Source organism: Bradyrhizobium sp. USDA 4486, assembly GCF_054057995.1.
Genome location: NZ_JBSRZV010000001.1, coordinates 6,992,122 through 7,014,460 on the forward strand (window position 1 = coordinate 6,992,122; position 22,339 = coordinate 7,014,460).

At 65.4% G+C, this 22,339-nt stretch carries 23 protein-coding genes and 1 pseudogene; 18 read left to right on the forward strand and 6 right to left on the reverse strand.

Features of this window, described 5'->3' with window-relative positions; genetic code table 11:
* Nucleotides 1-89 precede the first annotated feature (89 nt).
* The 4 genes from ACVWY3_RS32975 (at nt 90) to ACVWY3_RS32990 (ending at nt 5,563) form a co-directional block, all read left to right on the forward strand.
* A complete protein-coding gene (locus tag ACVWY3_RS32975) occupies nt 90-2,171 on the forward strand; it encodes a methyl-accepting chemotaxis protein (RefSeq protein ID WP_456842182.1) in 2,082 nt (693 codons plus the stop codon).
* 123 nt (nt 2,172-2,294) lie between these two features.
* Nucleotides 2,295-3,233 carry a dihydrodipicolinate synthase family protein gene (locus ACVWY3_RS32980; protein ID WP_456842183.1) on the forward strand — a complete coding sequence of 313 codons (939 nt, stop codon included), beginning with the start codon at nt 2,295-2,297 and terminating at the stop codon, nt 3,231-3,233.
* Between the two features lie 255 nt (nt 3,234-3,488).
* Nucleotides 3,489-4,889 (forward strand): selenium-binding protein SBP56-related protein, encoded by a 1,401-nt coding sequence (locus tag ACVWY3_RS32985; protein ID WP_456842184.1) that lies wholly within the window; start codon nt 3,489-3,491, stop codon nt 4,887-4,889.
* Between the two features lie 80 nt (nt 4,890-4,969).
* On the forward strand, nt 4,970-5,563 hold the full coding sequence (locus ACVWY3_RS32990; protein ID WP_456842185.1) for a hypothetical protein: 594 nt from the start codon (nt 4,970-4,972) through the stop codon (nt 5,561-5,563).
* A 54-nt stretch (nt 5,564-5,617) separates the two neighbouring features.
* Here the strand turns inward: ACVWY3_RS32990 and ACVWY3_RS32995 are convergent, their stop codons facing one another.
* Genes ACVWY3_RS32995 through ACVWY3_RS33005 form a run of 3 tightly spaced genes read right to left on the reverse strand, consistent with a single transcriptional unit; the run spans nt 5,618 to nt 8,187 of the window.
* Nucleotides 5,618-6,319 (reverse strand): DUF1045 domain-containing protein, encoded by a 702-nt coding sequence (locus tag ACVWY3_RS32995; protein ID WP_456842186.1) that lies wholly within the window; start codon nt 6,317-6,319, stop codon nt 5,618-5,620.
* A gap of 18 nt (nt 6,320-6,337) precedes the next feature.
* Nucleotides 6,338-7,531: an alpha-D-ribose 1-methylphosphonate 5-triphosphate diphosphatase gene (locus ACVWY3_RS33000; RefSeq protein WP_456842187.1), complete on the reverse strand. Its 1,194-nt coding sequence runs from the start codon at nt 7,529-7,531 to the stop codon at nt 6,338-6,340.
* Complete coding sequence (locus ACVWY3_RS33005; protein WP_456842188.1) at nt 7,528-8,187, reverse strand: transferase hexapeptide repeat family protein; 660 nt, start codon at nt 8,185-8,187, stop codon at nt 7,528-7,530. Before ACVWY3_RS33005 ends, ACVWY3_RS33000 begins: the two co-directional genes overlap by 4 nt.
* A gap of 173 nt (nt 8,188-8,360) precedes the next feature.
* Between ACVWY3_RS33005 and phnC the strand changes: the two genes are divergently transcribed.
* The 4 genes from phnC to phnE (ACVWY3_RS33025) all read left to right on the forward strand — a co-directional run bounded on the left by phnC (nt 8,361) and on the right by phnE (ACVWY3_RS33025) (nt 11,976).
* Entirely contained in the window at nt 8,361-9,170 is an 810-nt protein-coding gene (gene phnC / locus ACVWY3_RS33010) for a phosphonate ABC transporter ATP-binding protein (protein WP_456842189.1), read from the forward strand.
* Between the two features lie 64 nt (nt 9,171-9,234).
* A complete protein-coding gene (gene phnD / locus ACVWY3_RS33015) occupies nt 9,235-10,170 on the forward strand; it encodes a phosphonate ABC transporter substrate-binding protein (protein WP_456842190.1) in 936 nt (311 codons plus the stop codon).
* A gap of 79 nt (nt 10,171-10,249) precedes the next feature.
* Nucleotides 10,250-11,134 (forward strand): phosphonate ABC transporter, permease protein PhnE, encoded by an 885-nt coding sequence (gene phnE, locus ACVWY3_RS33020; protein ID WP_456842191.1) that lies wholly within the window; start codon nt 10,250-10,252, stop codon nt 11,132-11,134.
* 47 nt (nt 11,135-11,181) lie between these two features.
* A complete protein-coding gene (gene phnE, locus ACVWY3_RS33025) occupies nt 11,182-11,976 on the forward strand; it encodes a phosphonate ABC transporter, permease protein PhnE (RefSeq protein WP_456843520.1) in 795 nt (264 codons plus the stop codon).
* Between the two features lie 128 nt (nt 11,977-12,104).
* On the opposite strand, the gene phnF is transcribed toward phnE (ACVWY3_RS33025), so the two are convergent.
* A complete protein-coding gene (gene phnF, locus ACVWY3_RS33030; protein ID WP_456842192.1) occupies nt 12,105-12,833 on the reverse strand; it encodes a phosphonate metabolism transcriptional regulator PhnF in 729 nt (242 codons plus the stop codon).
* Nucleotides 12,834-12,953: 120 nt separating this feature from the next.
* Between phnF and phnG the strand changes: the two genes are divergently transcribed.
* From phnG to ACVWY3_RS33080, 10 genes and pseudogenes are all read left to right on the forward strand, one after another.
* Nucleotides 12,954-13,418: a phosphonate C-P lyase system protein PhnG gene (gene phnG / locus ACVWY3_RS33035; protein ID WP_456842193.1), complete on the forward strand. Its 465-nt coding sequence runs from the start codon at nt 12,954-12,956 to the stop codon at nt 13,416-13,418.
* A gap of 4 nt (nt 13,419-13,422) precedes the next feature.
* Entirely contained in the window at nt 13,423-14,031 is a 609-nt protein-coding gene (gene phnH, locus ACVWY3_RS33040; protein WP_456842194.1) for a phosphonate C-P lyase system protein PhnH, read from the forward strand.
* Nucleotides 14,032-14,034: 3 nt separating this feature from the next.
* A complete protein-coding gene (locus ACVWY3_RS33045; protein WP_456842195.1) occupies nt 14,035-15,150 on the forward strand; it encodes a carbon-phosphorus lyase complex subunit PhnI in 1,116 nt (371 codons plus the stop codon).
* A complete protein-coding gene (locus ACVWY3_RS33050; RefSeq protein WP_456842196.1) occupies nt 15,147-16,043 on the forward strand; it encodes an alpha-D-ribose 1-methylphosphonate 5-phosphate C-P-lyase PhnJ in 897 nt (298 codons plus the stop codon). Before ACVWY3_RS33045 ends, ACVWY3_RS33050 begins: the two co-directional genes overlap by 4 nt.
* A complete protein-coding gene (phnK, locus tag ACVWY3_RS33055) occupies nt 16,036-16,833 on the forward strand; it encodes a phosphonate C-P lyase system protein PhnK (RefSeq protein WP_456842197.1) in 798 nt (265 codons plus the stop codon). The genes ACVWY3_RS33050 and phnK overlap by 8 nt, the downstream gene beginning before the upstream one ends.
* Nucleotides 16,834-16,855: 22 nt before the next feature.
* A complete protein-coding gene (phnL, locus tag ACVWY3_RS33060) occupies nt 16,856-17,554 on the forward strand; it encodes a phosphonate C-P lyase system protein PhnL (RefSeq protein ID WP_456842198.1) in 699 nt (232 codons plus the stop codon).
* 5 nt (nt 17,555-17,559) lie between these two features.
* The gene (locus ACVWY3_RS33065) at nt 17,560-18,717 is read left to right on the forward strand and encodes an alpha-D-ribose 1-methylphosphonate 5-triphosphate diphosphatase (protein ID WP_456842199.1); all 1,158 of its coding nucleotides are present in this window, start codon (nt 17,560-17,562) and stop codon (nt 18,715-18,717) included.
* Nucleotides 18,714-19,312, forward strand: a pseudogene (phnN, locus tag ACVWY3_RS33070) (phosphonate metabolism protein/1,5-bisphosphokinase (PRPP-forming) PhnN). The gene ACVWY3_RS33065 and the pseudogene phnN overlap by 4 nt, the downstream one beginning before the upstream one ends.
* Before the next feature lie 27 nt (nt 19,313-19,339).
* Nucleotides 19,340-19,951, forward strand: a complete 612-nt coding sequence (locus ACVWY3_RS33075) for a pyridoxamine 5'-phosphate oxidase family protein (RefSeq protein WP_456842200.1) — start codon at nt 19,340-19,342, stop codon at nt 19,949-19,951.
* A 337-nt stretch (nt 19,952-20,288) separates the two neighbouring features.
* Entirely contained in the window at nt 20,289-21,407 is a 1,119-nt protein-coding gene (locus tag ACVWY3_RS33080; RefSeq protein WP_456838572.1) for an IS630 family transposase, read from the forward strand.
* On the opposite strand, the gene ACVWY3_RS33085 is transcribed toward ACVWY3_RS33080, so the two are convergent.
* Nucleotides 21,404-22,135: an SDR family NAD(P)-dependent oxidoreductase gene (locus ACVWY3_RS33085; RefSeq protein ID WP_456842201.1), complete on the reverse strand. Its 732-nt coding sequence runs from the start codon at nt 22,133-22,135 to the stop codon at nt 21,404-21,406. The two genes, ACVWY3_RS33080 and ACVWY3_RS33085, sit on opposite strands and share 4 nt — an antisense overlap.
* Nucleotides 22,120-22,293, reverse strand: a complete 174-nt coding sequence (locus ACVWY3_RS33090; protein WP_456842202.1) for a hypothetical protein — start codon at nt 22,291-22,293, stop codon at nt 22,120-22,122. Before ACVWY3_RS33090 ends, ACVWY3_RS33085 begins: the two co-directional genes overlap by 16 nt.
* Nucleotides 22,294-22,339 lie beyond the last annotated feature (46 nt).

The window sequence follows — 22,339 nt, forward strand, 5'->3', positions numbered from 1 at the left end:
CTCCCGGCAATTTGACCAAACCCTTAACCGATCCTTGGCATGTCGCGATGCAGGGTGGCCCGCAGTACAAAGCAGGCCCCCTGACCCCCATGGCAATGTTTAAGAAATCGGTAAGCTCGCTTCTCCTGGCCTTGATGGCCCTGCTCGCCGTCGGAGCGCTGGCCTCTACGGCGATCCAGATGGTCGGAGCCTTCGGCCGCTACAGCGACAGTCTCGAGACGGCGCGGCTTGCCGCTGCCGACAAGGCGATCTTCCATGGCGTGCTGTCCCTGCGCAACAATCGTGGCGACGCCCAAAGCGCCATCCTCGGCGAGGACGATCCCAAGGCAAAGCTCAGTGAGGCCGAGAAAGCCGAGCAGGCCGGCTATGACGGGATCATCGCCGCGCTTGCCACCGTCGAATTCGCGCGCCGCGACGAGCTCGCCAGCACGCTGAAGCAGCGCTGGAGCGACGCTGCGCCGCAGTTCCAGCTGTTCTACGACGAAGCCAAGCGTCCGCGCGCCGAGCGCAAGATCGAGCGGACCAATTCCTGGTACGACGCAGTCACCAAGGTGATCGACACCGCGAACCTCGCCTCGACCGCGGTGTCGAACCGCGCCTGGATGAACGATCCCTACATCGCCCGCATGATCCAGGCCCGCCGCTTCGCCTGGCAGGTGCGCGACCGCTACGGTATCTATTGCTCGTCGCTGCGCTCGAACGTCAACAGCAGCAAGCCGCTCGACGACGCCCAGAAGCGGTCGGTGGCGCAATGGGACGGAACGATCAATTCCGGCTGGGCCGGCATGGCCGAGCTACTGGCTGCGCCTGATGTGACCGCGGAGCTGGTGACAGCCGCGTCGGAGGCGAAGGCCAAGACCGACGCCGTCCTCAAGCAGATCGGCGATCTCACCAGGAATTTCGATGGCAGCGGCAAGCCTGCGATGCCGGCGGCTGAATGGAACACGCTGTGCCAGTCGCCGTTCCCGCTGATCGTCGGCGTCGCCACCAAGGCGCTGGATCAGTCGATCGCGCGCGCCGAGGCCGTTCAGGCGATAGCGCTGACCAAGCTGATCGTGCAGTCGCTCGCCTTCCTGTTGGCACTCGCCCTGACCATGGCGGGCGTGTACGTGGTGCGCAACCGCCTGATGCGTCCGGTGCGCGCCATCCTCGACGCAATCGCACGCATCAGCGCCCGCGACTATGCGACACCGGTGCCGCAATCCAGATATCCCGACGAGTTCGGCACCATGGCCACCGCGCTCGAAAGCCTGCGCGAGAGTGCGGCGACTGCCGAGCGTCTCGGCCAGGAACGCGAATCGCAGCAGGCACTCCAGCTCGCCCGATCCGGCACGGTGGATGCGGCCTGTCGCAGCTTCGACGACACCGTGCAGGCGGTGCTCCAGAGCGTGGTGGCCTCCACCAAGGAGCTCGACGCCACCGCGACCGGCGTGCGCTCGCTGGTGTCAGAATCGAGCAGCCAGACCGCGGCGGTCTCTTCCGCCGCCGAGCAGGCCACCAACAATCTCGAGACCATCGCCGCGGCGACCGAGGAGCTCTCGGCGTCCGTCGGCGAGATCTCCGCGCAGGTGCAGTCGAGCGCCCGCGAGGCGCGCGAGGCCGTCTCGCAGGCCGAGCAGACCAACGCCACGGTCGAGATCCTCGATCAGACCGCAAGCCGCATCGGCGAGGTCGTGAAGATGATCAACGCCATTGCCGGCCAGACCAATCTCCTCGCGCTGAATGCGACCATCGAGGCCGCACGCGCCGGTGAAGCCGGCCGCGGCTTCGCGGTGGTCGCCGGCGAGGTCAAGAGCCTTGCGGCGCAGACGGCGACGGCGACGGAAGAGATCTCGCGCCAGGTCGAGGAGATCCAGGGTGCGACCGGTCAGGCGGTTGCCGCGATCCGCTCGATCGGCGGCGCCATCAGCGGCATCGACGAGAAGATGACGGCAATTGCCGCCGCCGTCGAGCAGCAGCGTGCGGCCACCACCGAGATCTCGCGCAACTTCCAGCAGGCAGCCCAAGGCACCCGCGAGGTCACCGACACCATCGGCAGCGTCGCCAGGCTCAACCAGGAGACCGGCAACGCCGGCACGGTGCTGTCGGAGTCCGTGAAGAAGATGTCGGCGGATGCCGATCGTCTCCGCGTCGCGGTCGAGGGCTTCCTCGGCGCGGTGAAGACTGCTTAACTTCGCTCAGTTCCCCCATCCCGACGTCGCGCGGCCATTGCCGCCGGTCCGCGCGGCAGGTACATCTGTGCCGCCGCGCCAGCGCGGCAGCAGACGCAAGACACATCAGGGATGGAGAGTTCGATGCCGGTCACGCCACACAAGGTCCAGCGCCCCTATCGCGGCGTATTCCCGGTCGCACCCACCATCTTCGACGAGCGCGGCGAGCTCGATCTCGAGGGCCAGCGTCGCTGCATAGATTTCATGATCGATGCCGGCTCGCACGGCATCTGCATCCTCGCCAATTTCTCCGAGCAGTTCGTGCTCACCGACGCCGAGCGCGAGACGGTGATGCACGCCGTGCTGGAGCATGTCGCCGGCCGGGTTCCCGTCATCGTCACCACCACGCATTTCAGCTCCGCCGTCTGCGCCGCGCGCAGCAAGCAGGCGGAAGCGGCCGGCGCCGCCATGGTGATGGTGATGCCGCCCTATCATGGCGCGACGTTCCGCGTGCCCGAGAAGGGCATCGTCGAATTCTTCAGGGTGCTCTCCGGTGCGATCAATATTCCGATGATGATCCAGGACGCGCCGGTCGCGGGCACGCCGCTGTCGGTCGAGCTGCTGGCCCGGCTGTCGCGCGAATTCTCCAACATCCGCTATTTCAAGATCGAGGTGCCGGGCGCTGCTTCAAAGCTGCGCAGCCTGATCGAGACGGGCGGGAAGGACATTGAGGGACCGTGGGACGGCGAGGAGGCAATCACGCTGCTCGCCGATCTCGATGCGGGCGCGACCGGCGCGATGACGGGCGGCGGGTATCCGGACGGGATCCGCCAGATCATCGATCCCTATTTCGCCGGCGACCGCGAAAAGGCGAAAGCTGCCTATGAGCGCTGGCTGCCCCTGATCAACTACGAGAACCGTCAATGCGGCCTGATCGCCTGCAAGGCGATGATGCAGGCCGGCGGCGTGATCAAATCTGAGACGGTGCGCCATCCCTTGCAGCCGCTGCATCCGGCGACACGCGCGGGCCTGCTGGAACTCGCCAAGGAGCGCGATGCCCTGGCGCTGCGGTGGGGCAAATAGGGCCAAACATTCAGTGTCGTCCCGGCCTTCGGGACGACACTGTGGGTGAGGTGCGCGCTCGCCTCATGTCACCTGCCGATTTCGGCTGAAGGCGTCGAATTGGCGCGGCTCCGGCCGTTCCCCGCGGCGCGGCAATGGCATATTGTACGCTCGCCGACCAAGCCCGCGGGACGCAAGACGTCGCGGAACTGTTCTTCATTATGCCGCTATCCCGAGCCAGGTTGGCGCGAACCGACAGAACAGGGAGGCAGTGCCATGACGATGAGGCCGGATCCGACCTTTCACGCATCGCCCAAGCTTGCGATGGAAGCACCAGCGGAGAACTTTGCCTACACGCTGCTGCTCAGTCCGGATTTCTCAAGGCCGGATGCGCTCGCGGTCATCGACGTCAAGCCGGGATCGCCGACCTATGGCCAGATCGTTCACACCGTGACGATGCCCAACAAGGGCGATGAGTTTCATCATTTCGGCTGGAATGCCTGCTCCTCCGCTCTTTCGCCGCTCACCGGACACGCTTTCATCGAGCGGCGCTATCTCATCATCCCCGGGCTGCGCTCGTCGCGAATCTACATCATCGATACCAAGCCAGATCCGACCCAGGCCAAGATCCACAAGATCATCGAACCGGAGGAGGTCTTCAGGAAGACCGGCTACTCGCGGCCGCATACGATCCATTGCGGGCCGGACGGCATCTATGTGAGCACGCTGGGCGGTGGCGGCAAGGACGGCACCAACGGACCTCCAGGCGTCTTCATCATGGATTGCGAGACGTTCGAGGTCCTCGGGCGATGGGAGATCGACCGCGGCCCGCAGACGCTGCATTATGATTTCTGGTGGAATCTGCCGCGCGATTACATGGTGACGAGCGAATGGGCGTTGCCGCCGCAGTTCGAGAACGGGATCGTCCCGGAAGACCTGCTTGCGAACAAATACGGCCATCGTCTCCATTTCTGGGACCTTCGCGCCCGTCGCAACGTCCAGACCATCGATCTCGGCGCCAATCATCAGATGGCGCTGGAGGTACGGCCGGCGCACGATCCGGTTCGCGAGTACGGCTTCGTCGGCGTGGTGGTCGACACCACCAATCTCGAAGCATCGATCTGGACCTGGTGGCGCGAGGGCGGGAAATTCCATGCCGAAAAGACGGCGACGATCCCTCCCGAACCAGCGCCCAAGGAGAAGCTGCCGCCGCTGCTGCAGGGATTTGGCGCGGTACCGCCGCTGGTGACGGACATCGATCTGTCGATGGACGACCGATTTCTCTATGCCTCGTGCTGGGGCACCGGAGAAATGCGCCAGTACGACGTCAGTGATCCGCGCAAACCGAAGCTTGCGGGGTCCGTCCACATCGGAGGCATCGCGCGCCGCACGCCCCATCCGAACGGCAAGGCATTTGCCGCGGGTCCGCAGATGGTCGAGATCAGTCGCGACGGCAGGCGCGTGTACTGGACCAATTCGCTCTATTCCACCTGGGACGACCAGTTCTATCCCGATGGGGTTCCGGGCGTGGAAGTCATGGCCAATGTTGGTCGCAATGGCGGCCTCGAGCTCGACAAGAACTATTTCGTGAGCTTCCCCGACGGATATCGTGCGCACCAGATCAGGCTCGAGGGCGGCGATTGTTCGACGGACTCCTTTTGTTACCCGTCGGTCTAGATTGGGGGCACGCGAGCCCGGCACTCTGGCTCTGGCTCGCTCTTGTTGCGAGCGGTCTCTACCACGGAGTCAATCCGGCAATGGGATGGCCGCTCGCGGTTTCGGCCGGGCTCATGGACAAGAGCCCACGCGCGCTCTTTCGCGCGTTATGGGCGCTGTCGGCCGGGCATCTCCTCGCAACACTTCTCGTGCTCCTGCCATTCGCGTTCCTGCTCGTACTGGCCGCGTGGCAGCGCCCGATCCAGCTACTCGCGGGCCTTCTCGTCATCGGCTTCGGCGTCTATCAGCTGACGGTGCGGCGCCATCCCCGCGCGCTGGCACGAATTCCGCCGACGCAATTGGGCCTCTGGTCATTTGCCGTCGCCATTGCTCACGGCGCCGCCTTGATGCTCGTGCCGATCTATCTCGGGCTCTGCCAGGCCTTCGAGCTCGATGCAGGCCACCAGGCAGCGGGCGCGCTGATGAAGGCAAGTCTCGGGATGGCGGTACTGGTGTCGCTGGTTCACGTGACCGCCATGGTCAGTGCGGGCGGGTGTCTGGCTTGGCTGGTCTACCGCTATCTGGGACTAAAGTTCGTCTCGCGAAGCTGGTTCAATCTGGATGCAGTCTGGGCCATCAGCCTCGTTCTGGTCGGCGCGGTTGCGCTCGCCCTCAATCTTGCGAGCTGGCGCTGAGGTTCGGACCGTGATCCGGAAAAGTGCGCAGCGGTTTTCAGGAAAGATCGCGCTTTAGCGCGCCAAGGCCCACTCGCCGATGATGCGAAAGCGCGCCTTGACATCATCCTGCTTGAACAGCGCGATGCGATCGACCGTCAGCGGCATATCGAGCTTCAGCGCCGCAAACCGCTCCCGCAGCATCTGCAGGATCGGCCCGCGCCGTTCCGCATCCAGCCGCCCCGTCAGCGTCATGTGGAAGCGGAACTCCTCCATCACGTAGGGGTAGCCCCAGCGGTCGAGATAATCGCGCTGGCGCTCGCTCAGCTTCTCCGGCTTCCGACGCGCGCGGTCTTGCGCGGTCAGGCCGGGGCGGAAGGAATCGAACTTGCGAACGCAATCAGCCGCAAGCTCTTGGAGCGCGTCCACCGGCTCGGCCGGAATGACCGCGATGAAGCCGCTGATGGAATCGACGATCGGGCGGATCGCCGGGATCGGCCGCGGCTTACCGGCGAAGGCCACACAGGCAGCCATGAGATCGGCTTCAGTCTTGCCGGGCGAGAGCGCCATCGGCGCCTTCAGCGTGGCATGAAAGCCGTATTTGCGGGGATCGCTGGTGATGTCGCGCCAGTCCGGCGCGATGCGCAATGCATCCGCCGGAAACGGCAGCTCGTCGCCGGCATAGGCATCGTAGCCGAGCAGCTCGGCCCCGAAGCGGGACAGTGCGTTGTCTCTGCCTGCAGCAAAATAGATCGCGTAGCGAGGGAAACCTGTCATTGCCCGAACATAACCGGTTTATGCCGCAACGACAGCCCCGCGCGGCGTCGCTGCCGCTGCGAGCAGCCGTGTCGCATCGGTGAGATGCACGAGCTTGCCGCCAGAGATCACCGCGATCAGCCGCGGCCGCAGCGGCACGGTGTCGTCGACGAGGATGATGTCGGCGCGGCGGCCTTCTGCAAGCACGCCGCGATCGGTGAGGCCGGTTGCACGCGCAGGTCCCGCCGAAACGAGGCTCCAGGCCTCGGTCAACGGCAACACGCCATCGGCGGCGAGACGGAACGCAGCGAGCAGCTGCGCGGGATAGTAATAGTCCGACGCCAGCACCGAGCAGAGCCCCTTGGCGATCATGTCGGACGCCTTGGTCCAGCCGGTGTGGCTGCCGCCGCGCACGACGTTCGGCGCGCCGTAGACGATGGCATCGCCGTGGCTTGCCGCGGCGCGCGCGGTCTCCTCGTTGATCGGAAACTCCGCGATGTCAGCGCCCAGCTCGCGAAACTCCTGGCGCATCGCCGGCGTTGCGTCGTCATGCGAGAGCATCCGCACTTCGGCGGCACGGGCCGCGGTGGCCAGCCGCGAGACGGAAGCCGGCACCTCAGCCTTGCGTGACATCACGTGTCCGACCAGACGGTCGAACGCCTCGCTCGACAGGCCAGTCCGCTCGACCATGCGGTTGCGCTTGCGCGGATTGGAGATGTCGGCAACGACGCCGTCCATGTGATCGTTGAAGGCGAACAGGTCGATGCGGCCCTCGGCGAGCCACTGGGTCATCTCGGCCTCGGCGTCGAGATTGTAGGTCTCGTGCCTGAGGTGGAAGCGGGTGTCGGCGGCGAATTGCGGACGCTGGCGTTCGATCGCCTCCATCAGGCCGCGGGCATTGTCGGCGCTGCGAAGGCCCGGCTCCCACGAGCAGGTGGTGGCGTGGAACACCGTGGTAATGCCGTTGCTGATCGCCTGGCGATCGCTGTCGGCGAGCGCGACGTCGATCGGGAAGTCGACGCCGGCGCGCGGCATCATCTGCCGCTCGAAGGCATCGCCATGCAGGTCGACGATGCCGGGCAGCACCAGGAGATCGCGCGCATCGATCGCAAGCCGCGCCCGGCCGCGCGAGGCATCGACCTCGGCGATATCAGTTCCAGACACGAGAAGGGACGTCTCGACGAGCTCGGTGCCGATCAGGGCCCGGCCGCCCTCAAGGAAGATGTCTGTCACGCGACCGCGCTTCGTTTGCTGGTTGTGGAATTCGACCGTGCTTCGTATGTCGCGAGGAAATCTTCAATCCCGAGTTTGCGGAAATTAGGCAGCGCCTCACGCAATTTGTCGTGATCCCAATCCCACCACGCCAGCTTTGCGAGCCGTCCGGCGATTTCTTCCGGGAATCGCCGCCGCACGATGCGCGCAGGATTGCCGGCGACGATGGTGTAGGCCGGCACGTCCTTGCTGACAATGGCGCCGGCCGCGATCACCGCGCCGGTGCCGATGTTGCGCCCTGGCAGCACGATGGCGCCATGGCCGATCCAGACGTCATGGCCGATATGGACGTGATGCTGGCGCCGCCAGTCGAAGAACTCGATGTCGTCGCTCTCGCCTTCGAAATAGGCGCTGGAACGATAGGTGAAGTGCGCTTGCGCGGGGCGATGCATCGGATGATTGCCCGGATTGATCCGCGTCATCGCCGCGATCGAGCAGAACTTCCCGATCGTCGTGTAGGTGATCTGGGCGTCGTTCACGACATAGGAGTAATCGCCCATCGCCACTTCATGCAGGATGGTGCGCGCACCGACCTCTGTATAGGCGCCGAGCCTGGTTTCATGCAGCTTTGCGGACGGATCGATGGTCGGTTGAACCGAAAGCTTCTGACCGGCCATGTTACGTCCGTAATGCGAGGGCGGGCACTCCTCTTCGAGCGGCTTGATGACGATGTCATGACGAAGCGATGACAGGGGACGAGCTGTGTAGGATCGCCGCACCGCACTGCGCGTGTCACACAAGTGTCAAGCGCCGGCGTTAGCGGTGGGCTCCAGCTACTCTGGAGCCCTGCATGCTGGTGGTTGAAGGCCTGACGTGCCGCTTCGGCGCAAAAGCCGCGGTGGACGACGCTTCGTTTCAAATTTCCCCCGGCGGCTTCGTCGGCGTGATCGGGCGCTCCGGCGCCGGCAAATCGACCCTGCTGCGGACCATCAACCGTCTCGTCACGCCGACGCAGGGCCGCATCCTGTTCGACGGTCTGGACGTTTCCGCGTTGCGCGGCAAGGAGCTGCGGCAGTGGCGGGCGCGTTCGGCCATGATCTTCCAGCAGTTCAACCTGGTCGGCCGGCTCGATGTGCTGACCAATGTCTTGATGGGGCGCCTCGCCACCATTCCGGCCTGGCGCTCGCTCTCGCAGATCTGGCCCGAGCAGGACAAGGCGCTGGCGATGTCCGCGCTCGAGCAGTTCGACATTGCCTCGCTCGCCGCCCAGCGCGCCGACCAGCTCTCCGGCGGTCAGCAGCAGCGCGTCGCCATCGCCCGCGCCCTGGTGCAGCAGCCCGACATTATCCTCGCCGACGAGCCGATCGCCTCGCTCGACCCGCGCAACACCAAGATCGTGATGGATGCGCTTTTGCGCATCAACAAGCACTTCGGCATCACCGTGCTCTGCAACCTGCATTCGCTCGATCTGGCGCGCACCTACTGCGATCGCCTGATCGGCATGGCAGCGGGCCGCGTTGTGTTCGATGGCGCGCCGTCGGCGCTGACCGACCACGTTGCGCGCGAGCTCTACGATCTCGAAGCCGCCGACGTCATGGGCGGCACCCCTGTCCCTGCGCCCGAGGGCGTTCCGGCGCTTGGAACTGCCGCGGCCGCCTGAGCCGCGCCACCTGTTGAGTTTGCCAGTTTCGCGTCAACCGATTTCCAACGATCAAGAGGGTATCATGATCACTCGCAGATTAGTTCTTGCCGGCGCTGCCGCGCTCGCTTTCGCCTCGTCGGCCTCCGCCGAAGACTGGAAAGCCAAATATCCCGAGCTGACCTTTGCGGTCGTTCCGGCGGAGAACGCCTCCGGCGTCACCGAGCGCTGGACCCCGTTCGTGGAATATCTCTCGAAGCAGCTCGGCGTGAAGGTCACGCTGCGCATCGCCAACGACTACGCGGCCGTGATCGAAGGCCAGCGCGCCGGCAACATCCATATCGCGAGCTACGGCTCGGCCTCGTTCGCCCGCGCTCGCCTCACCGGCGTCAAGACCGACGCCTTCGCCAACGACATCAACGCCGACGGCTCGACCGGCTACTACTCGGTGTTCTTCGTCAAGGCGAGCAGCCCCTTTAAGAAGGTCGACGACCTCAAGGGCAAGAATCTCGGCCTCGTCGACCCGAATTCGACTTCCGGCAACAACGTGCCGCGTTTCGAGCTCGACAAGATGGGTATCGCAGACGCCGACAGCTATTTCAGCAAGGTCGTCTTCACCGGCAGCCACGAGAATGCCATGCTGGCGCTGGCGCAGGGCACGGTTGACGTCGCGGCCAATCAGTGGACCAGCGACGACGACTCCACGCTGGCGCAGATGCTGACCAAGGGCATGCTGAAGAACGCCGACGGCTCGGCGATGAAGAAGGATGATTTCCGCATCATCCACAAGTCGGCGCCGATCATCAACGGCCCCTATGCCTACAACTCGGACCTGCCGGAAGATGCCAAGGCTGCGATCGCCAAGGCGTTCTTCGACGCGCCGGCCAAGGACAAGGCCGCGTTCGAGCGCCTGTCGGATGGCCAGAAGAAGGGGTTTCATCCCGCCACCACCAAGGACTGGGATGGCACGATCGAGCTGATCAAGTTCGTCGATGCGCTGCGTAAGAAGAAGGCGTCCTGAGCTTTCGGGACGAGCCACTTGAGCCGGGTCGACGGACCCGGCTCTTTCTCTTTTTTGACCGATCACCGTTCCTGATCCGATGACCGTCGCGGTTTCGATCCTCCCCGAGCAGCAGCTGGCCGCGCTCAACGCCGCCTATCGCCAGGCGGTTGCGCGCAAGCGGATCCGCCTTCTGTTCGGAGTCGTGATCTTCGCCGCGGCGCTGGTTCTCGCCGGCATCGGCGCCGAGGTGAATTTGCGCACGCTGTTCACCTATTTCGGCAACTTCATCAGCTATTTCGACCGCATCCTCACGCTCGACAATGGCCAGCGGGTCTGGACCGATTTCGGCGAGTGGCTCTGGGGCTGGCGTAAATGGCTGAAGATGCTGCGCGAGACCCTGCTGATCTCCTATGTCGGCACGCTGACCGGCGCGACCTTGGCCTTTGCCCTGAACTTCTTCGCTGCCGAAAACACCTCGCCGTCGTCCTGGCTGCGCTTCGTGGTCCGCCGCCTGCTCGAATTCGCGCGCACTGTGCCCGGCATCGTGTTCGCGCTGGTTTTCGTGATCGCCTTCGGGCTCGGGCCGATGGCCGGCGTGCTCGCGATTGCGATCCACTCCACCGGCGCGCTCGGCAAGCTGTTTTCCGAGATCGTCGAGAATGCCGACATGAAGCCGGTCGAAGGCATCCGCTCGACCGGCGCGGGCTGGCTCGCCTGCATGCGCTTTGCCATCCTGCCGCAGGTCACGGCCGGCTATGCCAGCTACGCGCTGCTGCGTTTCGAGATCAATGTCCGCGAGGCCTCGGTGATGGGGTTCGTCGGTGCCGGCGGCATCGGGCAGGAGCTCGTGGTCGCCATCCGCAAGTTCTACTACTCCGACGTCAGCGCGATCCTCCTGTTCATCATCATCACCGTCTTCATCATCGACATCACCACCGGCTGGCTGCGCGGCCGCCTGTTCGGCAAGGAGGCGCGGACGTGACGCCGCAGGAGGTCGATACGCGCGAGATGCGAGCGCGCTACCCCGAAATGTTCGACCGGCCGGCATCGACGCGGCTCGCGATGCCGGCGATGATCGTTGCGGCGTTCGCGATCCTCATCTACGGCCTCGTCGATCTCGATTTCTCGCCCTCGCGGTTCTTCGCCGGCCTCAGCCAGCTCGGCTGGATCAGCCCGATGATGATCCCGCCGGATCCCGGCTCCTCGCTGCCGGCCTACCTGAAGGCGCTCGGCGAGACGCTCTCGATCGCGCTGCTCGGCACCACGCTCGCCGCATTGTTCGCGCTGCCGGTCAGCCTGTTCGCCGCGCGCAACGTCATCCCCTCGCGGATCCTGCGCTTTCCCGTACGCCGCTTCCTCGATTCGATCCGCGGCGTCGATACGCTGATCTGGGCGCTGGTATGGATCAACGTGGTCGGACTCGGCCCGTTCGCCGGCGTGCTCGCCATCGCCGTGTCGGATTTCGGCGCGTTCGGAAAACTGTTTTCGGAGGCGATCGAAGGCGCCGACCAGAAGCAGGTCGAAGGCATCCGTGCCTCCGGCGGCAGCGCGCTGCACGAGATCCGTTTTGGTCTGTTGCCGCAGGTGCTGCCTGTGATCGCAGGGCAGGTGCTCTACTTCATCGAATCCAACACCCGCTCGGCCACCATCATCGGCATCGTCGGCGCCGGCGGCATCGGCCTCCAGGTCGCCGAGCAGATCCGCGTGTTGGAATGGCAGAAGGTGTCGTTCCTGATCCTGATGATCCTCGTCGCCGTCTCCGCGATCGATTTCATCTCGGGCAAGCTTCGGTTTGCCATTATCGGGCGTAGGGCGGTCGCCTAAGCACAGGTGCCGTAGAGGTGGGCAAAGCGAAGCGTGCCCACCACTTCTCGCGAATCTTGCAAAGATGGTGGGCACGGCGCTGTCGCGCCTTTGCCCACCCTACGGCTCCGGTTTTGCGGAGACAGTCGCTACGACTCCACCAGAAACTCCACCCGCTCGGCCGCAAACCGCGAGTGCTTGGTCACCAGCGGCTTGCCGCCGAGATCATGGTCGGTGGCATCCACCACCAGGATCGGCCGGCCCAGCGGCAGGTCGAGCCGCGCGGCGTCGGTGGCATCGACGATACCCGCGGTGATGCGCGTCGCGCCGCGGCGATAGTCGCGCACGCCGAAATGCTCGAGCAGCTTCGTCATCGAGCGCGTCTCGGCGAACACCTCGCCGGCGCCGGGGAACAGTTCCGCTGACAGCCAGGTGGTGGAGACGCAGATCGGCGTGCGGTCGGCAAGCCGGATCGCCTCGATCCTCACCAGGGGCGCGCCGGCCTTGAGGCCGAGTTCCCGCGCCAGCTCGCGCGTCGCCACGTCATCTGTCGCCTCGATCAGCCGCCCATGCGGTTCGCGGCCCTCGGCGCCGACGATCTCGGAGAAGCGCGTGCGCGAGCGCAAGGGATAAGCGAGCTTCTGCGCCTCGACATAGGTGCCGCTGCCGCGTTCGGCGCGCACGAGGCCGCGCTCGGCGAGCGCCGCGAGCGCGCGCCGCACGGTGTGGCGGTTCACGCGATAGGTTTCGGCGATCTCCATCTCGCCCGGCAATTTGTCGCCGGCCGCAAAGCGGCCGTCGGCAATGCCGCGTTCGATGCCGTCGGCGACGAGGCGCCACAGCGCGACGCCTGAGGAGGCGGTGTCCTGCATACTCATGTCGCCGGAAAGCCTACTCCAGAAATCACACGTTTGTCACGAAACAGTCATGGCGCTTCCGTATCAAGTTGTCTATTATCATAGACAACTTAGATTCGGCAAGTTGTGTCGAAAAGTTCGGTGGATCAGGTGACCCAGCACAACAACCAGCAAGCCCAGCGCCAGGCCGCGATGGCCGTGCTGGCGCATGCGGAGGCGGGCGAGATCGCCGCCCGCCTCCGCGCTATCGCGTTGCCCGATCATCGGGATCTGCGCGCGCCGGAGAACGGCCTCGTGATGCTGCGCGGGCGCGTCGGCGGCGACGGCGCGCCGTTCAATCTCGGCGAAGCCACGGTGTCGCGTGCCGCGGTGCGGCTTGCGAGCGGCGAGGTCGGCTTCGGCTACACGCTCGGACGCGACGGCGACAAGGCGCGGCTGATCGCGTTGTGCGATGCGCTGATGCAGTCGCGCGATTTCGCCGCCGCCGTCGAGCGCGACGTAATCGCGCCGTTGCGCGAGCAGCTTATGGTCGAGCGCAGGCAGGTGGCGGAAGAGACCGCCGCGACGAAGGTTGATTTCTACACCATGGTGCGCGGTGAGGGGTGAGACCATGACCACGATTGCGGAATTGCCGCCGGGGTTCGCCGACAAGGTGTTGTCGGCCCAATCGACCTTTCGCTCGGTGATGGATGCGATGGCGCGGCCGGGCTCGGTCCAGCGCATCGTGCCGATGGCGGGCGCGCCGGGCATGATGATGCGCGGCACGGCCGCGATCGCGCTCACGCTGTTCGATCACGACACGCCGCTCTGGCTCGATGCGCGGTTGGCGGAAAGCTCCGACGTGACGAAGTGGCTGAAGTTCCACACCGGTGCGCCGGTGATCCAGGATAACTCGATTGCGAGCTTCGCGCTGATCGGCGATGGCGTCCTGCTGCCGGCGCTGGAGCGCTTCGCGCTCGGCACCAATGAATATCCGGATCGTTCGACCACGGTGATCATCCAGGTCGAGAGCCTCGATTCCGGCCGCGCCTTCGAGCTGCGCGGCCCCGGTATCGACGGCGTCGCGACGCTCCAGGCCTCGATCAAGCCGACCGATTTATTCGACCGTCTGAAGTTCAACGAGACGCTGTTTCCGCGCGGCATCGACGTGGTGCTGGTCGCCGATGATGCCGTGGTTGCGATCCCGCGCACGACGCGCGTCGCGAACAAGGGAAGCTGAAGCATGTATGTCGCAGTCAAAGGCGGCGAACGCGCCATCGAGAACGCCCATCGCCTGCTCGCAAATGCCAGGCGCGGCGATCAAAGCGTTCCGGAGGTCACTCTCGACCAGATCTCGGAGCAGCTCGGCCTTGCCGTCGATCGCGTCATGAGCGAGGGCTCGCTCTATGACCGCGAACTCGCGGCGCTCGCGATCAAGCAGGCGCGCGGCGACCTGATCGAGGCGATCTTCCTGGTTCGCGCCTTCCGCGCCACCCTGCCGCGCTTCGGTGTCAGCGAGCCGGTCGACACCGGCGCGATGCGCGTTCAGCGGCGGGTGTCCTCGACCTTCAAGGATATCCCCGGCGGCCAGATCTTAGGTCCGACTTTCGATTATACGCATCGCCTGCTAGATCCTGCGCTTGCCGAAGGCTTCGTGCCGGAGCCGCCCGCGACGGCCGAAGCCTCGAGCGCGGCAACGCCGCGCGTGACCGACATTCTCGGCCGCGACGGATTGATCGAATCCTCGCCGCCGGCCGAAGAAGGCGCTACCGTCGGCGATCTCACCCGCGAGCCGCTGAACTTTCCGGCGGATCGCGATTTGCGTCTGCAAAACCTCGCGCGCGGTGACGAAGGCTTCCTGCTCGCGATGGGCTACTCGACCCAGCGCGGCTATGGCCGCAACCATCCCTTCGCCGGCGAGATCCGCTTCGGCGAGGTCGAGGTCGAATTCTTCGCCGAGGAGGTCGGCTTCGCGGTGCCGCTCGGCTCCATCGAGCTCACCGAGTGCCAGATGGTCAACCAGTTCAAGGGCTCGGCGACCGAAGCGCCGTGCTTCACCCGCGGCTACGGTCTCGCTTTCGGCCAGAGCGAGCGCAAGACCATGTCGATGGCGCTGGTCGACCGCGCGCTGCGCGCCCGCGAGCTGGGTGAAGAGGCCCTGGCCCCCGCGCAAGATGAAGAATTCGTGATGTCGCATTCGGACAACGTCCAGGCGACCGGCTTCGTCGAGCATCTGAAGCTGCCGCACTACGTCGACTTCCAGTCCGAGCTCGGGCTCTTGCGCAAGCTCCGCCAAGAATTTTCCAGAGCGTTTGCCGACGCCAACGCCCCCGATGCCATGAAGGAGGCCGCGGAATGAACGCGCCCGCCTACAATTTCGCCTATCTCGACGAGCAGACCAAGCGGATGATCCGCCGCGCGATCCTCAAGGCGATCGCGATCCCCGGCTATCAGGTGCCGTTCGCCAGCCGCGAGATGCCCATGCCCTATGGCTGGGGCACCGGCGGCGTGCAGGTGACGGCCGCGATCCTCGGTCCCCAAGACGTGCTCAAGGTGATCGACCAGGGCTCCGACGACACTACCAACGCGATCTCAATCCGCAAATTCTTCGCCAAGACCGCGGGCGTTGCCACGACGACCGCGACGGACGAGGCAACGGTGATCCAGACCCGTCACCGCATTCCGGAGACGACGCTGCGCGCGAACCAGGTGCTGGTGTATCAGGTGCCGATCCCGGAACCCTTACGCTTCCTCGAGCCGCGCGAGACCGAGACGCGGCGCATGCATGCGCTCGCCGAATACGGCCTGATGCACGTCAAGCTCTACGAGGACATCGCCCGCTTCGGCCACATCGCGACCGCCTATGCCTATCCGGTGAAGGTCAATGCGCGCTATGTGATGGATCCGTCGCCGACGCCGAAATTCGACAATCCCAAGATGGACAATTGCGCGGCGCTGCAGCTGTTCGGCGCCGGCCGCGAGAAGCGCATCTACGCGATTCCGCCTTACACCCGGGTGGTGTCGCTCGATTTCGAGGATCACCCGTTCGAACCGTACCGCTTCAACGCGCCCTGCGCGCTGTGCGGCGCCGAAAATTCCTATCTCGACGAGATCGTCACCGACGACAAGGGCGGCCGGATGTTCGTCTGCTCCGACACCGACTATTGCGAGGGCCGCCAGGCCGCTGGCCATCACGGCAGCCTCAGCGCCGCGCCGTACAAGGAGAAGGCGCAGGGGAGTTCACATGGCTGATCTCGACACGCTTGAAGACGACCAGCCGCTGCTGGTGGCGGAATCCCTCGGCAAGTCCTATGGCCGCATCGCAGCGTGCCGCGACGTGTCGTTCGCGCTCTATCCCGGCGAGGTGCTGGCGATCGTCGGCGAGTCCGGCTCGGGCAAATCGACGCTGCTGCAGATGCTGTCGGGCCAGCTCGCGCCGACCGCCGGCCGGGTGTCGTATCGGATGCGCGATGGTATCACCCGCGACCTCACGACCCTGGGTGAGGCCGAGCGCCGCTTCCTGTTCCGCACCGATTGGGGCTATGTGCACCAGGATCCAGCGCAGGGCCTGCGCATGGCGGTCTCGGCCGGCGCCAATGTCGGCGAGCGGCTGATGGCGGTGGGCTGGAACCACTATGGCCGCATCCGCAACACTGCGTCGGACTGGCTCACCCGCGTCGAGATCGACACCGCGCGCATCGATGATGCGCCGCGTACCTATTCCGGGGGCATGCGCCAGCGCCTCCAAATCGCGCGCAACCTCGTCACCGAGCCGCGGCTGGTGTTCATGGACGAGCCGACCGGCGGCCTCGATGTCTCCGTGCAGGCGCGCCTGCTCGACCTCTTGCGCAGCCTCGTCGCCGAGCTGCACCTTGCTGTCATCATTGTCACCCACGATCTCGCGGTCGCGCGCCTGTTGTCACACCGCGTGATGGTGATGAAGGGCGGCCGCGTCATCGAGACCGGCCTCACCGACCAGGTGCTCGATGATCCCCGCGAGCCTTACACCCAGCTCCTCGTCTCCTCGATTCTGCCGCCATAAGCCTTCCAACATGAGTTCTCCGATGACCGCGATGATCGACATCACCGACGCCGGTAAGACCTTCACGATGCATCTGCAAGGCGGCATCGAATTGCCGGTCGTGCGCGGCGTGAGCTTCCAGGTCGCCCCGGGGGAATGCGTCGTGCTGTCTGGGCCATCGGGCGCCGGCAAATCGTCGATCCTGAAGATGATCTTCGGCAACTACCGCTGCGATAGCGGCCGCATCGGCATCCGCCATCGCGGCGCGGTGGTCGATCTCGCCACTGCCGAGCCGCGGCAGGTCCTGAACATCCGCCGCTGTACCATCGGCTATGTCAGCCAATTCCTGCGCGCCGTGCCGCGCGTCGCCACCATCGACGTCGTCGCCGAGCCGCTGATCGTGAACGGCATGAGCCGGGCCGACGCGCAGGCCCGTGCCGGCGAATTACTGCATCGGCTCAACATCCCCGCAAGACTCTGGCAGCTGCCGCCTGCGACTTTCTCCGGCGGCGAGCAGCAGCGCGTCAACATCGCGCGCGGCTTCATCTCGGATCTGCCGATCCTGCTACTGGACGAGCCGACCGCCTCGCTCGATGCCGCCAACCGCGCCGTCGTGGTCGAGCTGGTCGCCGAGAAGAAGCGCGAGGGCGTCGCCATGGTCGCCATTGTCCATGACGATGAAATCCGCCATCTGATCGCCGACCGCATCGTCGACGTCACCAGCTTTGCCGCCGCGGCCTGAAGGGAATGGAAATGAAGTCGAAGGAATCGTTGATCGCCAACGCCAGGATCGTGCTGGCTGACCGGGTGATCGAGCAGGGCTGGCTCGCCCTTGCCAACGGACGCATTGCCGAGATTGGCGATGGGACCGCGCCCGCGGACGCAGAAGACGCCGGCGGCGACCTCATCATGCCCGGCCTGATCGAGCTCCACACCGACCACCTCGAAGCGCATTACGTGCCACGGCCAAAGGTATTCTGGAATCCGGTCGCCGCCGTCATCTCCTATGACGGCCAGCTCGCGACCTCAGGCATCACCACCGTGTTCGACTCGCTCCGGGTCTGGCGCGAGGACGGCGCCGAGGAGGTCGACGGCCGGGCCGGCGTGCTCGCCGCCGCGATCACGACCGCGCGCAATGCCAATCTGCTGCGCGCCGACCACTTCCTTCATCTGCGCTGCGAGATCCCGATGCCGAGCGTGGTCGAGGAGGCCAAGGAGCTGATCGACCGTCCCGACGTCAAGCTGATGTCGCTGATGGATCATACGCCGGGCCAGCGCCAGTTCCGCGACGAGGTCAAGCTGCGCGACTATTACCGCGGCAAGGGCGGCGGCAAGACCGATGCCGAGCTCGACGAGCTGTTCGCAAAGCGCTTCGAATATCAGAGGCTTTATGCCGCGGCCAACATGCGCGAGATCGTGGCGTTGGCACACGAGTACAACATTCCGCTCGCGAGCCACGACGACACCACCGAGGAGAACGTCGCGGACGCCGTGCGCGATCGCGTGTCGGTCGCGGAATTCCCGACCACGCTGGAGGCCGCGCGCGGCCTGCACCAGGCCGGAATCGACATCCTGATGGGCGCGCCGAACGTGGTGCGCGGCGGCTCGCATTCCGGCAACATCGCCGCCGTCGACCTCGCCCGCGAAGGCCTGCTCGACATCCTGTCGTCGGACTACATCCCGTCGAGCCTCCTGATGGCCGCGCTGCAATTGCCCGAGCATGTGCCGGCGATCAGCCTGCCGGCCGCGGTTCGCACCGTGACCAAGGCGCCGGCCGAGGCGGTCGGCCTCACCGACCGCGGCGAGGTCGCGACCGGCAAGCGCGCCGATCTGATCCGCGTGCATGTTGCAGGCGACGTTCCCGTCGTCCGCAGCGTCTGGCGCGAAGGACGCCGCGTCGCATGAGCGAGACGATGGCCATAGCGCAGGATGAGACGGGCGCGACCGGCCCGGGGCGGCTCGTGCTTGTGGTCGGACCGAGCGGTGCGGGCAAGGATACGCTGTTGCGGCTCGCGCAAGCAGCCTGCGTCGAGGATCACGACATCGTCTTCCCGCGCCGCGTCGTGACGCGCGAATCCTCAGCGGCTGAGGACAACATCGCGATGAGCTCCGATGAATTCCGCCGCGCGCTCGACCACGGCGATTTCGCCGTGCACTGGGAGGCGCACGGGCATTGCTACGCGCCCTGCCGCTCGAAATCAACGACGACATCCGCGCCGGCCGCGCCGTCGTCGTCAACGTCTCGCGCACGGTGATCGGCGCGCTCCGCAAGACCTATGCGAACGTCGTGGTGGTCGCGATCACCGCCCCGCCGGACGTGCTGGCGCAGCGGCTCGCCGCGCGGGCGCGTCACAGCGACGGCAACATCGCGGCGCGCCTGTCGCGCAGCGTCGACGACGCGTCGGCGAATGCGGACGTCACCATCCTCAACGCCGGCAGCGCGGACTACCACAGCCGCCAGCTCGTGCGGGTGATCAGGAACGAAGGCTGGCGCGAGTAGCGGCCGGCAAAACAAGGAGAGAGTGGAATGACCGTGATCAATACGGTCGAGGAGCTAGAGGCCATCTACGGCGCCACCAACGACGCCTCGACCGTGAAAGTCGCCGACCACGTCACTCCGCTCTACCGCATCTTCATCGAGAAGGCGCCGTTCGCGGCGCTCGCGACCATCGGCCCCGAGGGCATCGACTGCTCGCCGCGCGGCGATCTGCCCGGGTTCGTCCGCATCCACGATCCGAAGACGCTGATGCTGCCGGACCGGCGCGGCAACAACCGGGTCGATTCACTGCGCAACATCGTGCGCGATCCGCGCGTGTCGCTGATGTTCCTGATTCCCGGCTCCGGCAACGCGGTCCGCGCCAATGGCCGCGCCCATCTCTCGATCGATCCTGGCCTGCTCGATTCATTCAAGGTCGACGGCAAGGCGCCGCGCAGCGTCATGGTGATGGCGGTGGACGAGATCTACTTCCAGTGCGCCCGCGCCATCGTCCGCTCCGACCTCTGGAATTCCGACAAGCGCATCGATCCCAGGACGCTGCCGACGCCGGGCCAGATCCTCGCCGAGATGAGCGAGAACAAGGTCGGCGGCGAAGAGTACGACCGCATCTGGCCGACGCGCGCGGCCGCGACGATGTGGTGATCTCCGCTCTCTCGTCTCCCTCGCCCCGCTCTTGCGGAATCGTAGGGTGGGCAAAGGCGCACTTGCGCCGTGCCCACCACCTGTCCAACATCGCGACAGAACTTGGCCACGCTCCGCTTTGCCCACCCTGCGGCTCTAATGATCGTCATGCCCGGGCTTGTCCCGGGCATCCACGTTCTTCGTGCCACCTGTAAGGCGTGGATGGCCGGGACAAAGCCCGGCCATACGGGGTGTGCACCACCCTAGTGTCCTGAGTCACAAGTTCGCAATCGTAGATTCGCAGTAGATTCGCGTCGCTGTGCCAGAGATGGCGGCTGTAACAGCGACGGAGGATCTGATGTCGGCCCAGCGGCTTGCGCCCCTGATATTGAGCGATGATGAGCTTGCCGAACTTCAGTCGCTGACGATGCGGCGGAAAACGGCGCAGGCGCTGGCTCTGAGAGCCCGGATCGTGCTGACCTGCGCGGAAGGCGGTCAGAACAAGGAGGTGGCGGCCAAGCTAGGCCTGGAGCGGGGAACGGTAGGCAAGTGGCGGCAGCGTTTTGTAGAGCAGCGCGTGGCCGGGCTGCACGACGAGCCGCGTTCCGGGGCGCCGCGCACCATTGACGATGCCCGCATCGAAGCTGTGATCGTGCGGACGCTGGAAAGCTGCCCCGAGAACGCCACTCATTGGAGTTCTCGGGGCATGGCGAAGGCCAGCGGCCTGTCGGTGTCAACGGTGCAACGCATCTGGCGGGCCTTCGGGCTCCAGCCGCACCGGCTAGAGACATTCAAGCTCTCCACCGATCCGAACTTCGTCGCCAAGGTGCGCGACGTCGTCGGCCTTTACGTCTCGCCGCCGGCACACGCCATCGTTCTGTGTGTAGACGAAAAGTCCCAAATCCAGGCGCTGGACCGCAGTCAGCCGATGCTGCCGATGCGTCCCGGTCAGCCGGCTCGAAGGAGCCATGACTACAAAAGGCACGGCACCACATCGCTGTTCGCCGCTCTCGACATTGCGACCGGACGGGTCATCGGCAAATGCTACGGACGCCACCGAGCCGCCGAGTTCCGCAAGTTCCTCGACGAGATCGAGGCCGCCGTACCGGGCGAACTCGACGTCCATCTCGTCATGGATAACTATGCAACGCACAAGACGCCGCTGATCCGGAAATGGCTAGCCAAAAGGCCGCGTTGGCATGTGCACCTGACTCCGACCAGTTCGTCATGGCTCAATCAGGTCGAGCGCTTCTTCGCGCTCCTTACCGATAAGAAGATCAGGCGCGGCGTCTATCGCAGTGTCGCTGCCCTCAGGGCGGACATCACCTCGTTCATCGAACGACACAATGCCGATCCGAAACCATTCCGATGGACCAAGTCCGCTGACGACATCCTTGCTTCCATCGAGCGCTTCTGCCGATACAATGCCCCGGCACAAAACGGACCAATGTTGCGAACTTCTGGTTCAGGACACTAGTTGAACGCCATCCCGCCGCTCAGCGCGATGGTCTGCCCGGTCATGTAGGCGTTGTCGACCAGCAGCATCACCGCTTTCGCCACCTCGTCCGCCGTGCCGAAACGGCCGAGCGGGATGCGGCTGACGAGTTGCGGCTGACCGCTCATCATGTCGGTCTCGATCAGCGACGGCGCCACCGCGTTGACGGTGATGCCTTCCTTGACCAGCCGCGCCGCATAGCCGCGCGTGAGGCCCTCCATGCCGGCCTTGGACGCATTGTAGTGCGGGCCGATCGAGCCAGCACCGCGCGCCGCGCCCGAGGAGATGTTGACGATACGGCCCCATTTCCGCGCACGCATCGACGGCAGCACCGCCTGCGTGCACAGGAACGCCGATTTCAGATTGACCAGCATGGTGCGGTCGAAATCGTCCTCGGTGAGGTCGTCGACGCCGCGCGTGATGGCGATGCCGGCATTGTTGACGAGGATGTCGATGGGGCCGAGCCCGCCGGTGACGTGCTCGACCATGTTCGCCACCGCCTCGCTTTGCGAGACATCGGCGGCAACGACGATGGCGCGGCCACCCTGCCTGCTGATCTCGCCGGCCAGCTGCTCGGCCTGTCCGATCTGCTCGCGGCAATTGATCGCCACGGCCGCACCAGCTTCGGCCAACGCACGACAGACGGCCGCGCCGATTCCGCGCGAGCCGCCGGTCACGAGCGCGGTGCGCCCCCTCAGATCATTTGCCATGCCGTTATCTCCCGATTTTTCTCTTGCGCCCACCGGAAGCGTACCATGCCGGCCGTGCGTGCCGTGTTGAACTCATCGCGAGATGAAACCGCCTGCCAGCTCTTGCCGCGGGAGAAGCGCACCAGCGCGCTCACGACAAATATGGATAGCCATTTCATTGACCAATTGTGCCAACCGCTCGATATTCGACGCGTCGAAACTGCT